The sequence below is a fragment of the Lutibacter sp. Hel_I_33_5 genome, from assembly GCF_007827455.1.
Taxonomy (GTDB): domain Bacteria; phylum Bacteroidota; class Bacteroidia; order Flavobacteriales; family Flavobacteriaceae; genus Polaribacter.
Window position 1 is genome coordinate 1,337,099 of record NZ_VISM01000001.1, and the last position, 21,310, is coordinate 1,358,408.

At 29.1% G+C, this 21,310-nt stretch carries 23 protein-coding genes; 4 read left to right on the forward strand and 19 right to left on the reverse strand.

What is annotated here, in order from left to right; genetic code table 11:
- Positions 1 to 27 precede the first annotated feature (27 nt).
- Positions 28 to 486, forward strand: coding sequence for an Lrp/AsnC family transcriptional regulator (locus OD91_RS05875; RefSeq protein WP_144895461.1), 459 nt, complete (start codon positions 28 to 30; stop codon positions 484 to 486).
- Positions 487 to 545: 59 nt separating this feature from the next.
- Here OD91_RS05875 and OD91_RS05880 read toward each other — a convergent pair whose 3' ends face one another.
- The 7 genes from OD91_RS05880 to OD91_RS05910 all read right to left on the reverse strand — a co-directional run bounded on the left by OD91_RS05880 (position 546) and on the right by OD91_RS05910 (position 6,677).
- Positions 546 to 1,184, reverse strand: a complete 639-nt coding sequence (locus tag OD91_RS05880) for a YceI family protein (protein ID WP_144895462.1) — start codon at positions 1,182 to 1,184, stop codon at positions 546 to 548.
- A gap of 60 nt (positions 1,185 to 1,244) precedes the next feature.
- Positions 1,245 to 1,697, reverse strand: coding sequence for a D-aminoacyl-tRNA deacylase (gene dtd, locus OD91_RS05885; protein WP_144895463.1), 453 nt, complete (start codon positions 1,695 to 1,697; stop codon positions 1,245 to 1,247).
- A 6-nt stretch (positions 1,698 to 1,703) separates the two neighbouring features.
- Positions 1,704 to 2,663, reverse strand: coding sequence for a ribosome small subunit-dependent GTPase A (gene rsgA / locus OD91_RS05890; RefSeq protein ID WP_144895464.1), 960 nt, complete (start codon positions 2,661 to 2,663; stop codon positions 1,704 to 1,706).
- Positions 2,664 to 2,759: 96 nt separating this feature from the next.
- Positions 2,760 to 3,842 carry a bifunctional 3-deoxy-7-phosphoheptulonate synthase/chorismate mutase type II gene (locus tag OD91_RS05895; RefSeq protein WP_144895465.1) on the reverse strand — a complete coding sequence of 361 codons (1,083 nt, stop codon included), beginning with the start codon at positions 3,840 to 3,842 and terminating at the stop codon, positions 2,760 to 2,762.
- Between the two features lie 20 nt (positions 3,843 to 3,862).
- Positions 3,863 to 4,714 carry a prephenate dehydrogenase gene (locus tag OD91_RS05900; RefSeq protein ID WP_144895466.1) on the reverse strand — a complete coding sequence of 284 codons (852 nt, stop codon included), beginning with the start codon at positions 4,712 to 4,714 and terminating at the stop codon, positions 3,863 to 3,865.
- Positions 4,711 to 5,853, reverse strand: coding sequence for a pyridoxal phosphate-dependent aminotransferase (locus tag OD91_RS05905; protein ID WP_144895467.1), 1,143 nt, complete (start codon positions 5,851 to 5,853; stop codon positions 4,711 to 4,713). The genes OD91_RS05900 and OD91_RS05905 overlap by 4 nt, the downstream gene beginning before the upstream one ends.
- Positions 5,850 to 6,677, reverse strand: a complete 828-nt coding sequence (locus OD91_RS05910) for a prephenate dehydratase (RefSeq protein ID WP_144895468.1) — start codon at positions 6,675 to 6,677, stop codon at positions 5,850 to 5,852. Before OD91_RS05910 ends, OD91_RS05905 begins: the two co-directional genes overlap by 4 nt.
- 386 nt (positions 6,678 to 7,063) lie before the next feature.
- Between OD91_RS05910 and OD91_RS05915 the strand changes: the two genes are divergently transcribed.
- Positions 7,064 to 8,086, forward strand: a complete 1,023-nt coding sequence (locus OD91_RS05915) for a type IX secretion system membrane protein PorP/SprF (RefSeq protein WP_144895469.1) — start codon at positions 7,064 to 7,066, stop codon at positions 8,084 to 8,086.
- On the opposite strand, the gene murI is transcribed toward OD91_RS05915, so the two are convergent.
- The 8 genes from murI to OD91_RS05955 all read right to left on the reverse strand — a co-directional run bounded on the left by murI (position 8,083) and on the right by OD91_RS05955 (position 15,901).
- A complete protein-coding gene (murI, locus tag OD91_RS05920; RefSeq protein ID WP_144895470.1) occupies positions 8,083 to 8,880 on the reverse strand; it encodes a glutamate racemase in 798 nt (265 codons plus the stop codon). The genes OD91_RS05915 and murI overlap by 4 nt on opposite strands.
- 68 nt (positions 8,881 to 8,948) lie before the next feature.
- Positions 8,949 to 9,455, reverse strand: a complete 507-nt coding sequence (locus OD91_RS05925) for an OmpH family outer membrane protein (protein WP_144895471.1) — start codon at positions 9,453 to 9,455, stop codon at positions 8,949 to 8,951.
- Positions 9,456 to 9,469: 14 nt separating this feature from the next.
- The gene (locus OD91_RS05930) at positions 9,470 to 10,237 is read right to left on the reverse strand and encodes an OmpH family outer membrane protein (protein WP_144895472.1); all 768 of its coding nucleotides are present in this window, start codon (positions 10,235 to 10,237) and stop codon (positions 9,470 to 9,472) included.
- Between the two features lie 62 nt (positions 10,238 to 10,299).
- On the reverse strand, positions 10,300 to 12,882 hold the full coding sequence (gene bamA / locus OD91_RS05935; RefSeq protein ID WP_144895473.1) for an outer membrane protein assembly factor BamA: 2,583 nt from the start codon (positions 12,880 to 12,882) through the stop codon (positions 10,300 to 10,302).
- On the reverse strand, positions 12,812 to 13,555 hold the full coding sequence (locus tag OD91_RS05940; RefSeq protein WP_144895474.1) for an isoprenyl transferase: 744 nt from the start codon (positions 13,553 to 13,555) through the stop codon (positions 12,812 to 12,814). Before OD91_RS05940 ends, bamA begins: the two co-directional genes overlap by 71 nt.
- Positions 13,556 to 13,559: 4 nt before the next feature.
- Positions 13,560 to 14,237 carry a DUF6089 family protein gene (locus OD91_RS05945; RefSeq protein WP_144895475.1) on the reverse strand — a complete coding sequence of 226 codons (678 nt, stop codon included), beginning with the start codon at positions 14,235 to 14,237 and terminating at the stop codon, positions 13,560 to 13,562.
- A gap of 105 nt (positions 14,238 to 14,342) precedes the next feature.
- Positions 14,343 to 15,242, reverse strand: coding sequence for an NAD kinase (locus OD91_RS05950; RefSeq protein WP_144895476.1), 900 nt, complete (start codon positions 15,240 to 15,242; stop codon positions 14,343 to 14,345).
- On the reverse strand, positions 15,242 to 15,901 hold the full coding sequence (locus OD91_RS05955) for a CBS domain-containing protein (RefSeq protein WP_144895477.1): 660 nt from the start codon (positions 15,899 to 15,901) through the stop codon (positions 15,242 to 15,244). The genes OD91_RS05950 and OD91_RS05955 overlap by 1 nt, the downstream gene beginning before the upstream one ends.
- Positions 15,902 to 15,960: 59 nt before the next feature.
- Here OD91_RS05955 and OD91_RS05960 point away from each other — a divergent pair, with 59 nt between their 5' ends.
- Positions 15,961 to 16,674 carry a pyridoxine 5'-phosphate synthase gene (locus OD91_RS05960; protein WP_144895478.1) on the forward strand — a complete coding sequence of 238 codons (714 nt, stop codon included), beginning with the start codon at positions 15,961 to 15,963 and terminating at the stop codon, positions 16,672 to 16,674.
- Position 16,675: 1 nt separating this feature from the next.
- Positions 16,676 to 17,440 (forward strand): alpha/beta fold hydrolase, encoded by a 765-nt coding sequence (locus tag OD91_RS05965; protein WP_144895479.1) that lies wholly within the window; start codon positions 16,676 to 16,678, stop codon positions 17,438 to 17,440.
- A 3-nt stretch (positions 17,441 to 17,443) separates the two neighbouring features.
- Here the strand turns inward: OD91_RS05965 and OD91_RS05970 are convergent, their stop codons facing one another.
- The 4 genes from OD91_RS05970 to OD91_RS05985 form a co-directional block, all read right to left on the reverse strand.
- The gene (locus OD91_RS05970; protein ID WP_144895480.1) at positions 17,444 to 18,820 is read right to left on the reverse strand and encodes a leucine-rich repeat protein; all 1,377 of its coding nucleotides are present in this window, start codon (positions 18,818 to 18,820) and stop codon (positions 17,444 to 17,446) included.
- A gap of 74 nt (positions 18,821 to 18,894) precedes the next feature.
- Positions 18,895 to 19,626 (reverse strand): DUF4097 family beta strand repeat-containing protein, encoded by a 732-nt coding sequence (locus tag OD91_RS05975; protein ID WP_144895481.1) that lies wholly within the window; start codon positions 19,624 to 19,626, stop codon positions 18,895 to 18,897.
- A 131-nt stretch (positions 19,627 to 19,757) separates the two neighbouring features.
- Positions 19,758 to 20,552: a DUF4097 family beta strand repeat-containing protein gene (locus tag OD91_RS05980; RefSeq protein WP_144895482.1), complete on the reverse strand. Its 795-nt coding sequence runs from the start codon at positions 20,550 to 20,552 to the stop codon at positions 19,758 to 19,760.
- 12 nt (positions 20,553 to 20,564) lie between these two features.
- The gene (locus OD91_RS05985; protein WP_144895483.1) at positions 20,565 to 21,308 is read right to left on the reverse strand and encodes a zf-HC2 domain-containing protein; all 744 of its coding nucleotides are present in this window, start codon (positions 21,306 to 21,308) and stop codon (positions 20,565 to 20,567) included.
- Positions 21,309 to 21,310 lie beyond the last annotated feature (2 nt).

Below are 21,310 nucleotides of genomic sequence, written 5' to 3' on the forward strand. Positions count from 1 at the left end.
ATTCTTTTTTAGAAAAAAAATTTAATTATGCTTTTAGATGCTACTGATAAAAAGTTAATCAATTTACTACAAAACGATAGTAAACAAACTACAAAACAACTCTCTTTGCAATTAAATCTTTCGGTTACTGCCGTTTATGAGCGAATCAAAAAACTTGAAAGAGAGGATATAATAAAAGAATATGTGGCAATCATCAACAAAGATAAAATTGATAAATCTTTTTTGGTTTTTTGCCATATAAAACTCATTCAACATGCTATTAAATATGTATCCAGTTTTGAAAAAGAAATCACTCAATTAGACGAAGTTTCAGAATGTTTTCACGTTAGTGGAGATTATGACTATATTTTAAAAATTCATGTAAAAGATATGAAAGAATATAGGAGGTTTTTAATCAGCAAATTAACATCCATTAAAAACATTGGTAGCACTCACAGTATTTTTACAATTGGAGAGGTTAAAAATTCTACAAGAATTATTTTATAAAAATAAAACCCAAAACTTTAAAGCTTTGGGTTATTAAACCTAATAAAAAGATATTTTTATTAATTCTTAGTCTTCACAACAAAAGACATTTCAATTAAATCATCTACAAATTTATCTTTTAGATCTTTAAAAAATGTTTTTGATTTATATTTAATATTAAAGTCTGCTCTATTAATATTAAAAACATCACTTTTAAAAATTGTTACTCCATCAACTGTAGAAATAGATGCAGGAATTGTAATACTTTTTGTTACATCTTTTATTTGTAAATTTCCAGTTACAGCAAGTTTTCCTTCTGTATCTTCTACTTTAGTTATTACAAATTTTGTTGTTGGATATACTGGGACATCAAAAAAGTCTGGTCCACTTAAATGACCTTCTATATTTCCAGCTCCATCACTTCCAATCATATCTACATTTTTAATAGTAGTCATATCGATAACAAACTCACCTTCAGTTAATTTTCCGTTTTCAATTAATAAACCTCCACTTTTTAAATGTACCGTTCCGTCGTGTGTTCCTGTTGGTTTTGCTCCTTTCCATGTTACAATAGAGTTTTGAACATCAACATTATTTAGTTCTGAAACATTGGTTTCTACTTTTACAGCTTCTTTAGCTTCAACTTTTTCTTTTTTCTCTCCTTTGCAGCTTGTAAAAACAGTTGCTAAAACTAATGCTGATAATATTATTTTTTTCATGTATAAATGTATTTGAATTATTCTTGTCGCAAATATAAAGTAATTTATTTTCCTTGGAAACTATTTTTTATCTTTTGTATCAATTATAATAGTTACTGGACCATCGTTTAATAATTCAACTTTCATATCAGCTCCAAATTCTCCTGTTTGAACTTTCTTGTTAAAATCATTTTCTATCTGTTTGATAAAAGCTTCATACAATGGAATTGCAATAGATGGTTTTGCAGCTTTTAAATAACTTGGTCTATTACCTTTTTTTGTTGAAGCTTGTAAAGTAAACTGACTCACAACAATAACTTCTCCATCAACATCAATCAATGAATTGTTCATCACATAATTTTCATCATTAAAAATTCTAAGATTGATGATTTTTTTAGATAACCAATTAATATCTTCTTGCGTATCTTCATCAACAATACCTAATAAAATCAATAACCCTTTTTGGATTGATGCAACTTTAACACTTTCAATTGTAACACTCGCTTTAGAAACTCTTTGGATAACTGCTTTCATAGATTTTTAATCTTCTTCTTCCCAAATATCTGTTCTATAATGTTCAGATTCTTCTTCACCTTCTAAAATTTGAAGATAACTTTTATAGCGAGACCACGCAATTTCTTCTGCATCTAAAGCTTCTTTTACAGCACATTTTGGTTCTTTAACATGGATGCAATCATTAAATTTACAGTCTTGTTTTAAAGCAAAAAACTCTGGGAAGTAATCCCCTAATTCATATTTATCTATATCAACAATTCCAAAACCTTTTATTCCTGGCGTATCAATAATTTTAGCATTAAAACTTAAATCAAACATTTCTGCAAACGTAGTTGTATGTTGTCCTTGTTTATGTTGATCGGATATTTCTTTAGTTTTTAAATCTAACGTGGGTTCTATAGCGTTAAGAAGTGTTGTTTTTCCAACACCAGAATGACCCGAAAACATCGATGTTTTATCGGTCATTATTTCTTTAACTTTATCAAGTTTTATTCTTTCTTTTGCTGAAACCTCTATACATCTATATCCTATCTTTTCATAAATATCTTTTAGGTATAAAATCTCAGCTCTTTCTTCGATTTGATAAGTATCAATTTTATTAAACACTAAAACCACATCTATTCGATAAGCTCTTGCTGTAACAAGAAATCGATCTATAAAAGTTGTAAATGTTGGCGGATTATTGATGGTGATTAATAAAAAAGCAACATCAATGTTTGCAGCAATAATATGTGTTTGCTTGGAAAGATTTACAGATTTTCGAATGATAAAATTCTTACGTTCATGAATATTATTAATAATCCCGATTTCATCATCTCCTTTTTTTTCTAAATCAAAATCAACAACATCACCAACAGAAACAGGATTGGTACTTTTAATACCTTTCATTCTGAATTTTCCTTTAATCCTACATTGATGAAAAGTACCATCTTTAGATTTCACGTGATACCAACTACCTGTTGATTTATATACAATTCCTGTCATTAATACAAAGATGAGAATAAAAAACCATTATAAAAAAGAAGCTGCAAAATCATAAATTACTTTCTGATTTTGCAGCTTAAATAAAATTAATGAAAATTATCCGTTAATTATTTTTTCTTGATGATTAATAGATTCTTGGTGAATTGCTTTAAACATTTTTAAAACAAACTCTTCACTTAAACCTCTACTTTCACCTTCTAAAATCATATTTCCTAAGATTTCATTCCAACGTTTAGATTGTAAAACTGCAACGTTTTTATCTTTCTTTAAGGCTCCTATTTGATCAGAAACTTTCATTCTTTTCCCTAATAATTCAATTAATTGATCATCAGCAACATTAATTTGGGCTCTTAAATTATCTAAAGAATTTAAAGATTCTGGTTCAGTAATACTTTCTTTTCTAATTCTTAAATCTTCCATAATCTGCTTTAATTTTGTTGGTGTAACTTGCTGTGCAGCATCACTCCAAGCATTATCTGGATCAAAATGAGTTTCAATCATTAATCCGTCAAAATTTAAATCTAAGGCAGTTTGAGAAACATCAAAAATCATTTCTCTATTTCCTGTAATATGTGAAGGATCATTAATTAAAGGTAAATCTGGAAATCTATTTTGAAATTCAATAGCTATTTGCCATTCCGGAATATTTCTATATTTTGTTTTTTCGTACGTTGAAAAACCTCTATGAATTGCTCCTAGGTTTTTAATCCCTGCAGTATATAATCTTTCAATTCCACCTAACCATAAAGCTAAATCTGGATTTACAGGGTTTTTAACCAATACAATTTTATCAGTTCCTCGTAAAGCATCAGCAATTTCTTGCATAATAAATGGAGACACTGTAGAACGTGCTCCAATCCATAATAAATCTACATCATTTTCTATTGCTAATTTACAGTGTGCAGCGTTTGCAACTTCTGTACAGGTTTTCATACCTGTTTCTTCTTTTACTTTTTTAAGCCAACCTAAACCTAAAGCTCCAACACCTTCGAAGTTTCCTGGTCTTGTTCTTGGTTTCCAAATTCCCGCTCTAAAATAATTTACATCAGAATCTTTTAATTCGTGTGCAATTTTTAAAACCTGCTCTTCGGTTTCTGCACTACAAGGCCCTGCTATTACTAGTGGATGCTCTAAATTCATGTCATCCAACCATGTTCTTAATTCTTTTGTATTCTTCATTTTTCTACTTGTTTTGGCTTTTATTTTATGCCGTTTAAAATTTGTTTAATATGATTTGTACTTTCCATTTCTGAAAAGATTGCTTCAAAATTATCTTCTTGCATCAGTTTTTTAAACTGCTCTAAATTTTGAATATATTCTTCTAATGTTTCAATAACATTAACTTTATTCTGTTTAAAAATTGGTGTCCACATTGCTGGCGAACTTTTTGCTAAACGAACTGTTGAAGCAAAACCTGAACCTGCCATATCAAAAATATCACGTTCGTTTTGTTCTTTTTGAATCACAGTTTTACCTAACATAAATGCACTTATATGTGACAGGTGCGAAACATACGCAATATGCTTATCATGAGAAATTGGATCCATATATCGAATACGCATTCCAATGGCTCTAAAAAGGTCTAAAGCTTTTTCTTGTAATTTAAAAGTTGTCTTTTCAACTTCACAAATAATATTCGTTTTTCCTTTATACAAGCCAGGTATCGCTGCTGTAGGTCCAGAATTTTCAGTCCCAGCAATTGGATGACATGCTAAAAAATTTCTTCTCTTTGGATGATGTTCAACTACTTTACAAATTTCTTCTTTTGTTGATCCAGCATCAACAACTAAAGTGGTATCTGATATTTTATCTAAAATTGTTGGTAATAGTTTTAATGTCGCATCAACAGGAATAGAAACAATTACTAAATCTGCATTCTGCAAATCGTCTAAAGTTGCTTTTTTATCAATTAAATTAAGTTCTAACGCTTTATTTAAAGTGGTATCTTTTCTACTGATTCCATGTATTACAACGTCTGGATTGTGATTTTTTATATCTATGGCAAAACTACCACCAATTAAACCAATACCAATCATGTATATATTTTTCATAATCTTGATATTGCCTCTTTAATTATTTCTGATGTTACACATAATGAAAAACGAATATATCCTTCCCCTTGAGAACCAAAAACAGTTCCTGGGGTAATAAAAATATCTTTATCATACAAAATTGAATCTGTAACTTCTTCTGATTTTTTTCCTTCAGGAATTTTTGCCCAAACAAATAATCCTGTTGAGTTTTTTGAATACGTACAGTTTAATTTATCAGCTAACTGAAAAATTAAATCACGACGCTCTTCATATATTTTATTTTGTTTATTAAACCAATCATTTCCTAATTGTAAAGCTTTAACAGCTCCTTTTTGAATGCCGTAAAACATTCCAGAATCCATATTACTTTTTACTTTTAATATTTGGTTGATAAAATCTTGATTTCCTAAAACCATTCCTACTCTCCAACCAGCCATATTAAACGTTTTACTTAAAGAATTTAACTCTAAAGCAATTTCTTTTGCGCCGTCAACTTCTAAAATACTTTTAGGCGCATCGTTTAAAATAAAACTATAAGGATTGTCATTTATAATTAAAATTTGATGCTTTTTTCCAAAAGCAACTAACTTTTTAAAAGTATCTTCTAAAGGATTTGTTCCTGTTGGCATATGCGGATAATTAACCCACATTATTTTTATTTTACTTAAATCTTGTTCTTCTAATTCCTCAAAATTCGGTTGCCAATTTGAAGCTTCATTTAAATTATAATACACAGGATTTGCACCAACTAATTTTGATACAGATGTATATGTTGGATATCCAGGATTAGGAATTAAAACTTCATCACCTTCATTTAAAAAAGCCATTGAAATATGCATAATTCCTTCTTTACTCCCCATTAAAGGCAGTATTTCATTCTCAGGATTTACATCAACCTTAAATTTATTTTTATAAAAAGAAGCAATCGCATCTCTTAATTCTGGTAAACCTTGATATGATTGATATTTATGTGCAGATGCATCAGTTAAACTACTTGAAATTGCCTCTAAAACTTCTGAAGGTGGTTGTAAATCTGGGCTTCCAATTCCCATTTGGATTATTGGTTTTCCTGCCAATGTTAATTGACGAACTTCTCTTAATTTTTTAGAGAAATAGTATTCTTGAACGGTATCTAATCTTTTTGCTGCTTCTATCATCTTCTTCCGTTTTTATATGCACCCAACACTTTAAATTCTGCTGCCATTATTTTAATAATTGAAATGGCTTTTTCATACGCTTCATACTCATCAAAAGTAACATCAACAAAAAATGAATATTTCCATGGTGTCTCTATCACTGGTAACGATTGAATCTTTGTTAAATTCATTTTACAATCACTCAATACATTTAAGATTGCTGCTAAACTTCCACGCTTATGATCTAACTGAAATTTTATTGATGCTTTATTAATAGCATCTTTTCCGTTATTAGGCTTTTCAGTCTGAACAATTACAAAACGTGTTGCGTTATCTTTTATCGTTTGAATTTCATCTTCAATAACTTCTAGCTCAAAAATTTCAGCTGCAATTTTTGGCGCAATTGCTGCAACTCCTTTTAAATTGTTTTTTGAAATTCTTTTAGCAACTTCAGCTGTATCAACATCTTCAATTAATTTAATATGAGGATATTTTTTAAAGAACTCTTTACATTGTAACAATGCCATAGGATGTGAACACACTTCTGTAATATCTTCTAACTTTTGATTTGGCAATGCCATTAAGTGATGATGAATGTTTAAATATTGTTCTCCTACAATGTGCAAATCATTCTTATCAATTAAAGCATAATTAGGAATGATAGATCCAGCAATAGTGTTTTCTAGAGCCATAATACCAACATTTGCAGAATTATCTAAAAGACTATCTACTAAAACATCAAAAGACATGCATTCTTTTAATTGAATGGCAGCACCATAAAAGTCGCGTGCAACTTTATGATGATTTGAGCCTTCTGCTCCTTGTATGGCTATAATTTTATTCATTTATGTTCTAAAAAAAAAGTCTCGAAATTTTCGAGACTTTATATTTTATAATTGATTTAACAACATGGTATAAGTCTCTATCTTTTATTAAAAAAATAAAAGTAAAAATAGAAACGGTTCCAAGTGTTATGTAACATCTTAATAATCTTTGTTTTGAATTGACAAATCTATACATTAATTTGATATAATCAAATATTGTGTACTTTATTTAATTAGAATTAAATATTTCTTAATCTAAATGGTTGATTTTAATTTAAATTAATAATTCTTTCTTTTTTTAATGGTATTATTACTATTAATTCAAAGTATTACACTCAAAAACAAACAATAATTAAGTAGTTTTTAAGTTTAAGAAAGGAAGTTTTGTTAAAAAAACACAATATTTCATGTTTGTTTTTATAAAAACTATATATTTGGAAACCCCTAAAGAATTAAGATTGATAAAAAAAATCACTTTATTATTAATCATGTTTTTTTGCGTGAAAAATTTCGCACAAGAAACATTACCTATTTATTCTGATTATTTATCAGATAATGTCTATTTAGTACATCCTGCTGCTGCAGGAATCGGTACGTGTGCAAAGTTACGTTTAACAGCTAGACAACAATGGGCAGGAATAAAAAATGCTCCAGAATTACAAACATTAAGTTTTCATAATAAGTTCACTGATAAAGCTGCTTTTGGGTTTGTTTTATTTAATGATAAGAACGGTTTTCATTCTCAAAAAGGAATTCAAAGCACCTATGCTTATCATTTAGAATTAGACCAAGGAAATGTATTTAATCAATTATCTTTTGGTTTGTCTTTTACTTTTGTACAAAATCAATCTGATCAAAGTACATTTACTGGTGATCCAGCAGTAAGTCAATTGATACAAAGCAGCTCTTATTATAATGCAGATTTTGGAATGGCTTATCATTTAGGTGGTTTTTCTTCATATTTAACGGTAAAGAATTTATTATTATCTGCAAAAACAGGTTTTAATGCTAGTTTTGAACCTTTAAACTTAAGAAACTATATTTTATCGCTTGGTTATTATTTTGGACAAAATGCTAAAATTCAACTTGAACCTTCATTAATGGTACAACTAAGAGAATCTACTGGTGAAAGAATTGCTGATTTAAATATTAAGGCCTATAAAAATTACGAAAATATGCAATTATGGTTTGCATTGTCATATAGAAGGAGTTTTGACACAAAACCTGTCCAAAACTTACAATACGTAACACCTATAATTGGCGTAAATTATAATCGTTTTATGTTTTCTTATACCTACACAAAACAAATAAATGATATTGTATTAACTAATAGTGGATTTAATCAAATTTCTGTTGGATACGACTTGTTTTGTAAAAGACAAAGAGCTTCTGCCTGTCCAAACATCCATTCAGCATTCAATGGCTTTTAAAAGTCCAATTCTTTTATAGTTATATTTTTTTTATACTCTTTTATTAGGGAAGATAAATTTTCTTTTGGTTGATTGATATAAAACTGGTGATTTGTTTTTTCATTCAAACCTGAAAAAGATAATTTATGTTTTTCTAAAATAGCTTTGGTTTGTCTTGCCACCGCTTCACCAGAATCAATAATTTTAATATCATTCCCTACTATTTCCCTAATCTTTTTAATTAAGTATGGATAATGTGTACATCCTAGAACAATAGCATCTACATTTCTAACTACCATTGGTTGTAAATACTTTTCTAAAAGTGAAGTCATTTTAACAGAATCAATTTCCCCATTCTCAATTAACTCAACTAATCCTTCTCCAACTTGCTCTAAGACAACTATTTCATCATCAATTTTACTTGAAGTTTTTTCAAACAAATCGCTATTTAAAGTTCCTTTCGTTGCTAAAATTCCAATAACATTTGTTTTAGTCGCTAATGATGCTGGCTTAATTGCTGGTTCTATTCCTATGAACGGAACATCATACTTTTTTCTTAGGATTTTAATGGCATTTGTAGTCGCTGTATTACATGCTACAACTATCATTTTACATCCTTTTTTTAATAGAAGTTCTGTGTTTTTTATACTTAATTCAATAATTTTTTCTTTAGATTTTTGTCCATATGGGGCATTCTTACTATCAGACAAATAGATAGTGTTTTCATTGGGTAACGTTTGTACTATTTCTTTCCAAATAGATGTTCCACCAACCCCAGAATCAAAAATACCAATAGCGTTTTTATTGATTTTCATATATTGTTAAAAATAAAAAAATCCTGTTTAAAAAAACAGGATTTTCAATATTCATTTTAATTAGATATTTAAAAACCTAATTTAGTTTTTACTGCATTATATAAATCTTCTCCTTTAGAAACTAATAATCCTTTACCAGAAGACGCATCTAAAACATATAAAATACTTTTGCTCGCTGCAACTGCTTCTACTGCTTTTTTAGCTTTTTCTAAAATTGGTAATAAACCATCGTTTTGTTTCTTTTGCATATCTTGGTATGCAGCTTGTTCAGCTTGTTGAATTTTCGCTCTTTCTTGTTGTACTTCACCAGCTCTTTTCTCATTTTCAGATTGTGTCTGAGAAACTTGCTCTGCAGTATACTTTTTCATTTTAGCTTCCAACTTTTTTGCCATACCTTCAATTTCATCTTTATAGGTTTTTGCAAGCTTTTCTATATTTACCTTTAACGTTTTAGTTTCTGGCATATTAGCTACTAATTTTTCGTAATTTATGTGAGCTACTTTTTGTGCATTTGCTACACCACCAAAACTTAAGGTAAGTACTGCAATTAATAGTAACGTCTTTAAATGTTTCATTCTTGTTGTTTTAATTAATTATTATCTTGTTTTTTTGCTTGTTCTTTTTTCTTTAATAACTCTTCTTTTTTCTTTTTAAGCAATAATCTTTTTGCTTCTCTTTCTTTTAATCGAGCCTCTCTTTTTGCTTGAATTGCTTTTTTCTGTGCTTCTTTATCTGCTAACTTTTTATCCTTAACTGCTGTTTTAGCTTCTAAAACTTGCTGTTGTTTTTCTGTTAACTCTCTTGGAGCATTCTTTTTAGCATTTCTTTCTTTTACTTTTTTGGCTCTACCAATACTACTTAAAACGAGCTCGCTAATATCGTGTTTTTTGTTTGAATACAACATAACTAAATCGCTAGATTTATCAAACACAAAATCATACTTTTTTCTAGCAGCGATACCTTGTATCGCATTATAGACTTGATCTTGCACTGGCTGAACTAATTGTTTTCTCAACAAAAACATGTCTCCTTTTGGTCCAAAATATAAAGATTCTAATCTTCTTAATTCTTGTTGTTTTAAGGTAATCTCTTCTTCTTTCTCCTCAATTAAATCTTTAGTTAAAATAGCTTTCTCGTCAGATAAGTCGGTTTTCAACACTTCAATATAACGTGCTTGTTTATCTAAATTATTTTTCCATTTGGCTACTTTAGTATCTAACGTATTTTGAGCTTCTAAATATTCTGGAACATTTTCTAGAATATATTCCATATCTATATAAGCGATACGTTGATTTTTTTGAGCAATAGTCAAAGAACCAGTAAGTAAAAGAACGATTATAAAAAATATATTTTTCATCTGTATAATGTGTTTAGAAAAAACCGTGCCAAAAATTTTATAAGTTACAAATGTAGCAATTTTTAGAACTGTCTTCCAATAATAAAATGTGTTTGCCAACCAGATTTTACAGATTGCCCAGGTAATGGATCAAAACCATGAGCAAAATCTATTCCTAATAATCCAAATGCAGGCATAAATATACGTATCCCTAATCCAGCTGATCTCTTTAACTCAAACGGATTAAATTCAGAAAAAGTATTATAAGAATTTCCAGCTTCCATAAACCCTAAGGCATAAATAGAAGATGACGGACTATCAGTAATAGAATAACGCAATTCTAATTGATATTTATTATACATAATACCTCCTTCTGCAGAAGATAAACGGTTATTTTCATATCCTCTTAAACCTATTGTTTCTCTTCCATCTAATTGAAATGCTGCAATACCATCTCCTCCAACAAAATATCTTTCGAAAGGAGAATTTCCAACCTCTTTATTATATGTTCCTAAATACCCTAACTCGGCATTGGTCATTAAAACTAACTTAGGAGTAAATGATGTAAACCATTTTCCTTTTGCTGATAATTTATAGTATTCTAACCACTTATATTTTTCTGCAGTACCTAAACTTGAATAATCTTTTCCATTTACTAAAGAATACGGAAATGTTGCTTTTGCAGCAATAGAAAAGTTTGACCCATACGTTGGGAAAATCAAACTTGGTCCAGCAGAACTTCTAGTTAAAGAAATATTATATGCTAAATTATTTAAATTACCATTATTAATAACATCTCTACCAACACCAAATTGATAGTTATTTAAGTTAAAACTTTGATAACTTATCGATTGTGATAATTGAAAGAAATCATCTGGCCATTTTAAACGTTGACCTAGTCCAATACTAGCCCCAATAATTCCAATACTCTGATCTCTATCTACCGCTCCAGTTTGAAAGTTAAAACGATATTGATTTGAAGAATACAAAGAGAATGATAATGATTTTGGTTTTCTACCTCCTAACCATGGTTCTGTAAAAGACAAACTATACGTATTATACGTTCTACTTGACTGTAAACGTAATGCTAAGTTCTGTCCATCACCCATTGGTAAAGGTTTATAAGCTTCTTTATTAAATATGTTTCTTATCGAGAAATTATTAAATGAAAGTCCTAAAGTACCAATAAAAGATCCACCTCCATAACCACCTTGAAGTTCTATCTGACTACCTCCTTTTTCTACCACAGCAAATTCTATATCTGCTGTTTTGTTTTGATAATTTGGGTTCACATCTGGTGACACATTCGTATCAAAAAACCCTAGCTGTCCAATCTCTCTAATAGATCTAATTATTGCTTGTCGACTAAATAAATCTCCTGGTTTCACACGTAATTCTCTAAAAATTACATGATCATTAGTTTTATCATTTCCAGAAACAGTTACTTTTTTAATCGTTGCTTTTTCATCTTCTCTAATTCTAACTTCAACAGTAATAGAATCATTTTTTACTCTCGTTTCAACAGCATTTACTTGAGAGAATAAAAATCCATTATTCTGGTAAAGTGTTTGAATATCTTCTGAACTTGGAGTACCATCTCCAGTAACTCTTTCTTTTAAAACCGCACCATTATATACATCTCCTTTTTCAATTCGTAAAAGTCGTTGTAATGTTTCATCAGAATATTCTTTATTTCCAACAAATAAAATTTCTGCAAACTTATATTGTCTTCCTTCTTCTAATTTTATTTCTAAGCTGATCGTGTTATCATCATTCCAAACAATTTTATCATCTAAAATTCTTGCATCACGATACCCAATTCTACTATATTTTTCTAATATACTTTCTAAATCTTCTTTATAATCATCCTCAATATATTTAGAACTTTTCCAAAAACGTCCAAAGAATTTTCTTTTTGTGTTTTTCATTGCTCCTCTAAGCTTACTATCAGATAGCGCTTGATTTCCATCAAATTTTATACTCTTAATTTTTATTTTCTCTCCTTTATCAATAAAAATAGACATACTAACTGCATTAATGTCAGAAGTATCTTTTTGAGTATTTAAAGCAACCTTGGTCTTTAAAAAACCTTTGTCTGTATATTTCTTTTTAAAATAATTTTTTGTGGTAACAACTAAGTTGTCTGTTACCATTGCACCAGGTTTTAATTCAGCATCTTTTTTAAGTTCTTTTGCTCTTGATTTTGAAACTCCAGCAAAAACTACTTCTTTTAATTGTGGTAATTCTATTACATCAAACTGAAGATATACTGCATTTCCATCAATTTTTGATAGATAAACATCAACATCGCTAAATTGCTTACTATCATATAATTTTTTAATGGCACTGGTCAATTTATCTCCTGGCAACTTTATTACCTGACCATTTCTTAAACCGGTATAAACACGCACAGTTTGTTCACTAAATTTCTGAAGTCCAGTAATTGTTATTCCTCCAAGAATATATTCTTTTCCTTTTTCAAAACTAACACTTTGATTAACATTTATAGAGTCTTTTGCCGTCTGAGCAACACTACTTGTTACAAAAAGTAGTAAACTAAAAAATGTTACCGTAGTAACTATTTGCTTAAAAAAATTATTCTGTAATCTGTTCGCTTGTCTTTCCAAATCTTCGTTCTCTATTCTGATATTCAATAATTGCGTCATAAAAATCTTCCTTCCTAAAATCTGGCCAAAGCACATTTGTAAAGTACAATTCTGCATAAGCCATTTGCCATAATAAGAAATTACTAATGCGTTTTTCTCCGCTAGTTCTTATCATCAAATCAACATCGGGCAAATTAAATGTATATAAATGGTTATTTATAATATTTTCATCAATATTTTCAATTTCTAGCTCTTTATTAACAACTTTTTTAGATATGTTTTTAATAGTATTAACAATTTCTTCTCTAGAACCGTAACTTAATGCAAAAGTTAAAGTCATACTATCATTTTCTTTTGTCTTTTCTATTACGTTTAACAAAGTCTTTTGTGCTCTTTTTGGTAAACTAGTAATATTACCAATAGCATTCACTTTTATTTTATTTTCTTGAAAAGTTGGGAGTTCTTTTTTTAGAGAGTTCACTAAAAGTTTCATTAAAGCATCTACTTCTAGCTTAGGTCTTTTCCAGTTTTCTGTAGAAAAAGCGTATAAAGTCACAAACTTCACCCCTAATTCTCCTGCTGTCTCTAAAGTTTCTCTAACTGCTTTTAGTCCATTTTTATGTCCAAAAACTCTATTCATTCCTTTAGATTTCGCCCAGCGTCCATTACCATCCATAATAACGGCAACGTGCTTTGGTACTATATCTAAATTAATACGTAGTTTTTTATCCATATAGTTATTTGGGGTCTGCATAACATGCTGGTCTTCCAAAAGTATATACTAATGAAACACCTGTAAACATATACCAATCGTCTCCATTTCCTCCAAAATTTAAAGAAGAAATATTTGACGTTGTATAATCTAAATCGTCTTTTAATGTGTACCTAAACCTTGCTTCTACTGCAATTGCTAATTTACCAAGGAATCTTGATTTATAACCAATTCCAAAAGGTATTGCATATCCTGTAGTATTCTGGTATAAATAACTACCTGGCGTAGGTTCAGATTTTACTGTCTTATAATCATAAGCTACAAATTCTGCTAAAATATAAGGCGTATGAGTTTTATCATCTGAAGATAAATCATATTCAAAAAAATTGAATTCGATACCAACAGCTAATTCATTTATAGTATTAGAAAAAGATATATTTCTATTCACTCTTATTTGATTATCGGATCTTGAGTCTTTACCTTCAATCGGCAAATAACTATAGGTTCCTCTTACTGCTATTCTAGGGTTCCAATTCCACTTATAAATAAGTCCAATTGCGGGTTTACTTGGCAATATATAATTTGTTCTACCAATATCTCCTACATAGTTTGTACCTCCAACAAAAAAACCTACTTCGTTAATTTGTGCTATAGATAAACTAGTAACACACAAACATAAAACTATCAATAAACGTTTTTTCATCCCCAAAAATAGCGTGCAAATATAGGTATTTCAATTTGCTTTATAAAGTTAATAAACTGTCTTTTTTGAATAACTGTTTTTTTGCTGTTTTATTGTTGATGCAATTTACTTAGCAGACTTATTTCTAGTATCTTCTCCCCATAGTAGTTTTCCCCGCAAGGTTTTAAGAAAAGATTGATTTTCAAGCAAAATACTTTTTACAGTAAATGGTGCTTTTTTTATAAATATTTTAGTGTTTTTTGAAACCGTTGTAATTCTTGAATCTAAAGAAATTAAATAGTCTTTTTCTCTAGCGCTCACCTCTAACTTTATTGCCGTATTATCTGGAATTACCATTGGACGTGCATTCAAATTATGGGGTGCTATAGGTGTAATTACAAAGTTTTTTGAACTTGGTGAAATTACAGGTCCATTACAACTTAATGAGTACCCTGTTGATCCTGTTGGAGTAGCAATAATTAATCCGTCAGCCCAATAATTGGTTAAATATTCATCATCTAAATAAGTTTTTACACCTATCATAGAGGTTGTATTCTTTCTTGCTATGGTTATTTCATTTAAGGCAAAATACGATTCTTCAATTTCTTCTGATTTTGGAGAAGTCTTTACACTTAACAAACTTCTTTCTTGAATTGAATACTCCTCTTTTAAAAGTAGACTTACTGCCTCTTTTATTTCATCTTTCTGTATGGTTGCTAAAAACCCTAATCTTCCCGTGTTTATTCCTAAAATTGGAATATTTGATTCTCTTATAAATGTTATTGCTCTTAAAATTGTTCCATCACCACCAATAGAAAACAACATATCAAACGAGCTATTTAAATCGTTATACGTTTGATAGGTTGGATATTTTTTGTCAATAGAATTATTTTCTTGCAACAAATCATAAAACTGCTTTTCAAAAAAAACAACAATATTATTCTTCTCTAATTCCACTAACAATGTTCTTATTTCATTTTCAGCAGAAACCGTATATGCTTGTCCGTAAATTGCTACTTTCTTCATTACATATCAAGGTATTTTTGCAGATATTCTGATCTACTTTTTAAATCTTCTAAATAATAATCGTCTTCATGTTTGGTAATGACAGTATAATCATATCGCCTAAACGTTTGAATCATTTCATTAACTTCTTCTGATAAAATTTTAATGGTTACAGAAACATTATCAATATTTTCTGATGAAATATACATACCAAGCAACTTACCATTATTAGATTCTACAATCTGAGAAATTTCACTCATAGAATACTCACTTTTACTCTTTTCTATAATCAAAGTTTCACTTTCATTATGTAAAAAAGGGCTATCGGCAAAAGCGTCTAAAATATCACTTAACTCATAATAACCAACATAATTTAAATTCTTATCTAAAACTGGAATTAAGTTACAATCATTATCTGCAAACAACGTGATTAAATCTAACATTGCTGTGTTTTCGTACGCATGAAAATGATGCAACAAATCTGTATAGGTTGCAAGTTCACTACTTTTATTCTCTATAGTTTGAATATCACTTTCGGCAAAACAACCAATTAATCGTCCATTTTCAACAATAGGAAAATGTGTTATCGGTAAGTTTTTAACTAACTTTTGAGCACTTTTTACTGTGCTTTTTAGCGTTAAAGCTTTGATCTCTTTTAGTATGTAATCGTTAATATTCATTAATACGAATATAGGTTAAAATGATTTAATGATTTACCTTTGCACCCTAATTTAACACGATGACAAAGTTAAGCGTAAATATTAATAAAATAGCAACTTTACGAAATTCTAGAGGCGGAAATGTGCCTAACTTATTAAACGTTGCAACCGATATTCAAGAATTTGGAGCAGAAGGGATTACCATTCACCCTAGACCCGATGAACGTCATATAAAATATCAAGATGCAAGAGATTTAAAACCGATTGTAACTACAGAATATAATATTGAAGGAAACCCAATAAAAAGTTTTATCGATTTAGTATTAGAAGTAAAGCCAACCCAAGTCACTTTAGTGCCAGATGCAGTTGATGCAATTACATCTAATGCTGGTTGGAACACCATAAAACATCAATCTTTTTTGCAAGAAGTTATTGGTGAATTTAAACAAAACGGAATTAGAACATCTATTTTTATTGATACCGATACTAAGCTAATTGAAGCTGCAGCAAAAACGGGAGCAGACAGAATAGAATTATATACTGAAGAATTTGCTACACAGTTTGATTTAGGAAATAAAAATGCTGTAAAACCATATACAGAAGCAGCAATTATTGCTCATAAATTAGGTTTAGGCATTAATGCTGGACATGATTTAAGTTTAGAGAATATCCAGTTTTTTAAAGAAAATATTCCAAATCTTGCAGAAGTTTCTATTGGACATGCATTAATTGCTGAAAGTTTATATTTAGGCTTAGAAAATGTAGTGAAAATGTATTTACACCGACTACAATAGTATGGAAATACTACATTCTAGAATTCTTGGAGAAGGAAAACCATTGTTAATTTTACATGGTTATTTTGGTATGGGCGATAATTGGAAAACTTTAGGTTCTAAGTTTGCAGAAGATTATCAAGTACACTTAATAGATCAACGAAATCATGGGAGAAGTTTTCATTCTGATGAATTTAATTATGATGTTTTAGTTGATGACTTATACAACTACATAAAACATCATGAGTTAGAAAACGTACATTTATTAGGGCATTCTATGGGAGGAAAAACGGCGATGTTATTTGCAGTTACCTATCCTGAATTACTCGATAAATTATTAATTGCAGATATTTCTCCAAGAGCATACAAACCTCATCATAACGAAATATTAGCAGGTTTAAATTCCATAGATTTTTCTTTACAAAACTCCAGAAAACTAGTAGACGAAAAATTATCTGAATTAATTCCAATTTTTGGAGTACGTCAGTTTTTATTAAAAAATGTGTACTGGAGAGAAAAGGGGCAATTAGATTTTAGGTTTAACTTAGAATCCTTAACTAAAAACAATCTTGAAATTGGAGCTAAACTGCCAGATGAAACCATTTTTAATAGCGAAACATTGTTCTTAAAAGGTGAAAAATCTGGTTATATTACTGAAGCTGAAAAACCAATTATTGAAAAACATTTTCCGAATGCTAAAATAGTTGGTATTACTAATTCTGGACATTGGTTGCATGCAGAAAATCCAATTGATTTTTACAATCAAGTACTTGATTTTTTAAAATAACAATTACTTACTTACAATTAACTTTTTAGTGGTTTTTGAATTATTATAAATTATTTCAAGCAAATATATCCCATTAGATAAATTAGTGTTTCCAATAATTGTTTCAGGTTTATTATGGATAGTTTTTGTTTCTATTTGTTTGCCAGTTATATCAAAAAGGTTGAATTTAACATCTTCATCTAAATTAGTAAGTTTTATTTTAAAAATACCTGTTGACGGATTTGGGTATGTCTCAAACGCTAATACGCTTAATTTTTCAACATTTAAAGTTGTATTCACTGATACAGCAGTTCTTAAGGTACTTTCACAATCATTTTTAGTTTGAGAAGCATAATAAGTAGCATTGTTTACTAATGCCGTAGTACTATTTAATAAATTTCCAGCTGTAAGTGCATCATACCACTTAATATTTTCTCCCGTAATAATGATATCTGCCAAAGTCTTATCATTACCAAAACTTTGAGTAGCTTCTGCGTTTGGCATATTGGTTGTACTTTCTACCTTAAAATTTTTCCAAACTTCTGCTGTTTTGTAGGAGTCAAGGCTTGCACATGATACTTTTAACGTAACATTGTTTTGAATTACATCTTCATATACATTAGCATCTATAACTATAGGCGTTTCAGGAAAAGCAGTTATTTCTGTTAATTTTTCACAACCTAAAAATGCAAAATCACCTATACTAGTTACAGAATTTGGAATTGTAAAACTAGATAAATCCCAACAATGAGCAAAAGCCTTATTACCAATACTAGTAATAGAATTAGAAATATTAATATCGGTTAACTTATAACAACTATTAAAAGCAGAATCACCTATACTTGTAACAGAACTTGGGATTGTAACACTAATTAACCCCGAACAATTACCAAAAACCCATTCACCTATACTTGTGATAGAATTAGGAATGGAAACAGTTGTTAATCTAATACTATTAGCAAAAGCATAATCACCTATACTTGTTACAGAGTTTGGAATGTTAATACTTGTTAATCTATAACAGGCAGAAAAAGCCATATTACCAATGCTTGTTACTGAGTTTGGGATATTAATACTATTTAAATAATTACAACTATTAAAAGCACGATCACCAATACTTGTTACAGAGCTAGGTATATCAATACTGATTAAGTCATAACAAGTAGAAAAAGCAGAATAACCAATATTGGTAACCGTATAAGTAATTTCGTTATTTGATATTGTACTTGGTATACTTACATTAGCCATACAACCACTTGTAACTTCTACATAAGAATTTACTACATCTATAACATTGTAACTAATTCCATCTTTAGTAAATGTTTGTGCTTTTGTAAAAGATATAGAAAAAAATAATGTAGCAAAAAGTAAAAATATTCTTAAATTGTTATTCTGTTTCATGATTTTTTAATTATTATGATTTTGTAAAACTAATTAAAAAACTCATTCTAAAAAAACAACTTCAATTTTATACTCTAAATCTTCCTTAAAAAAATATCGCCGCTAACAGTTTTTAATTTTAAGTTAGCCGTTCCTTTCTTAACAGTACCAAAGACTTTACTTCCATAACTACGCTTTTTGTTTTTGCTAAAGTCAATATCTAAATCAGAATAAACAGTTCCAGTAACTGTTTCTGCTTTAAACTCAGCATCAGAAACTACCACATCAATATCACCGCTTATAGTTTTTAAATACATAGTATTTGAATGCTTTTTTACAGTTATATTTCCACTAATTAAATCTAAAGTTAACTTTCCATTATATGAAAGTGCATCAACTGTCCCTGATATACTCTTAACTTTCAACTCCATGTTTTCAGGAACATAAATCACATAGTTTACCTCTATCTCATTATGATTACTACAGTTATTATAACTATTACAATCACTTCCGTTATGAGTAATGGTAACACTATTTTTATGTCTTTTAAAGAACTTTCCGTAATCAGACTTTACAGTATAAGTACCTCCAATTTTGTCTGCTTTTAAACTAAAAAAATCATTGTCTTTATTATCGTTTAAATTTACTGTTGCTTCAACAGCTACCTCATTTTTATCCCAGTTTTTAACAACAATCTTTTCCGCGAATTTTACATGAACATAGACTTCATTAATTCCGGAAGCTTTACTGTTTTCTGTTACTTTTTTTTGTGCTACTAGGTTACTAAAAGTCAATAGCAATCCTAATAAAAAGGCTAATCTTTTCATTTTTAGTGATTTAAATTATTTTTGAATTATTTTTAATTTGTCATTTTGAGTGAAACAAAGTGTAGTCGAAAAATCTTAAGTTACTATTTGTTTGATGAGATTTCTCTACAAGATCGAAATGACATTAAGCTTTATTTTTTTCTCAAGTATATATTCCCCATAGAAGATTTTATATAAATTTTTACACCCCCATTATTAAGTTTACTTATAATACTTTTTCTACCACTAACGTTTTGTAAACCTTTTTTCTTAGGCATATCAAAATCGAAGTTTGTATAAACAGTTCCTTGTGTTTTTAACTCTAAATTTGCTTTCGTATTTGCAGGTATTGCAACATCAATTTCAGACACGGAAGTACTAATAGTTATTGGCGAAGATTGACTTACTTTATCAAAATCAATATCTACTTTTCCAACATTTGCGTCTACAGTAATTGGTCCTGTAACATTTTTCATTTGTATTTTTCCGACGTTAGCAGAAGCTTCTATTTCACCTGTAAATCCCGTCATTTCAATAGAACCTAAATTACCCGCGTCAACAGAAATATTCATGTTTTTTGGTAGTGTAATTTTTAAACCTCTACGTTGATGCATAGATTTTAAATCACTTACATACAGAATGTTTCCTTCTTTATTAATTGAAAATCCATAACCATTAGTATTGTCTTTTCCGCCTGGATAAATTGCAGTTAACCCTTTTCTCTTATCTTCCTTTTTAGGGTCATTTCTACGCCAATGATCATGTTCTTTATGATTTCTTGTATTGTCTTTAATTGTTAACTCTGCTTTGTTTGTTGAAGTTAAAACAATTTTAGTACCGCTACTTAAAACCACTTTGGTGACTCCTGACAAAGCGTATTTAAACTCTTTTTTTTGAGCTGTAACTAAAGAGCTAACTAATAAAATTAATATGAATATTTTTTTCATGATTTCTTGATTTTATAATAAATTGGATAAATTTAATTCTAATTGTTGTTTAACATATTGAGGTGTTTCCTCATTATTTAACATTTTTCGCATTGGTAATACAGCTCTTTTTTCTTGTATTTTTGATAAAATCTGAATGACTTCTATTTGTACAGAAGTGTTTTTATCAGTTTCTAAAGATTTAATTAATGCATCTCTTACCATTAACTCAGATGAAAATTTAAACAATGCTTCTGCAGCTGCTAAACGTACATTTGTGTTTTTATCAAAAAATAATCTATTAATTAATGCATCAATAATTTTTGTGTCTTTTATGTTGAAATTCTCCGCATTTGAAACCGCTAAAATTCGTTTACTAGCAGAAGTATTTTCTAATAAAGCTAAAACTTTTTGTTGATTATCACTTCCAATTTCAGATTGATACTTACCTAATAAGAAAGCACTTAATACAACAGTAATCATAGCAGCAATTCTTAAAAAAGAAGACCAATTTCTTTTGCTTTCTAGCGGAATTACTTTTGTTTGATTTCCCTTTATTTCTTCCGCTAACAGTTTTTCGAAATTATTTTTTAAACGACTGCTTGGTTGTTCCATTATATCACTATCCAAAGAACTTAAAAACTGTTTTGTTTCTGTTAATTCTTTAGTGCAATTGTAACATGTTTTTAAATGATTTTCTATTAAAACGCTCTCTTCTTTAGAAACATTTTTCTCTAAATATTCAACTAATTTATCTTGAGTAATTTTACAATCCATAG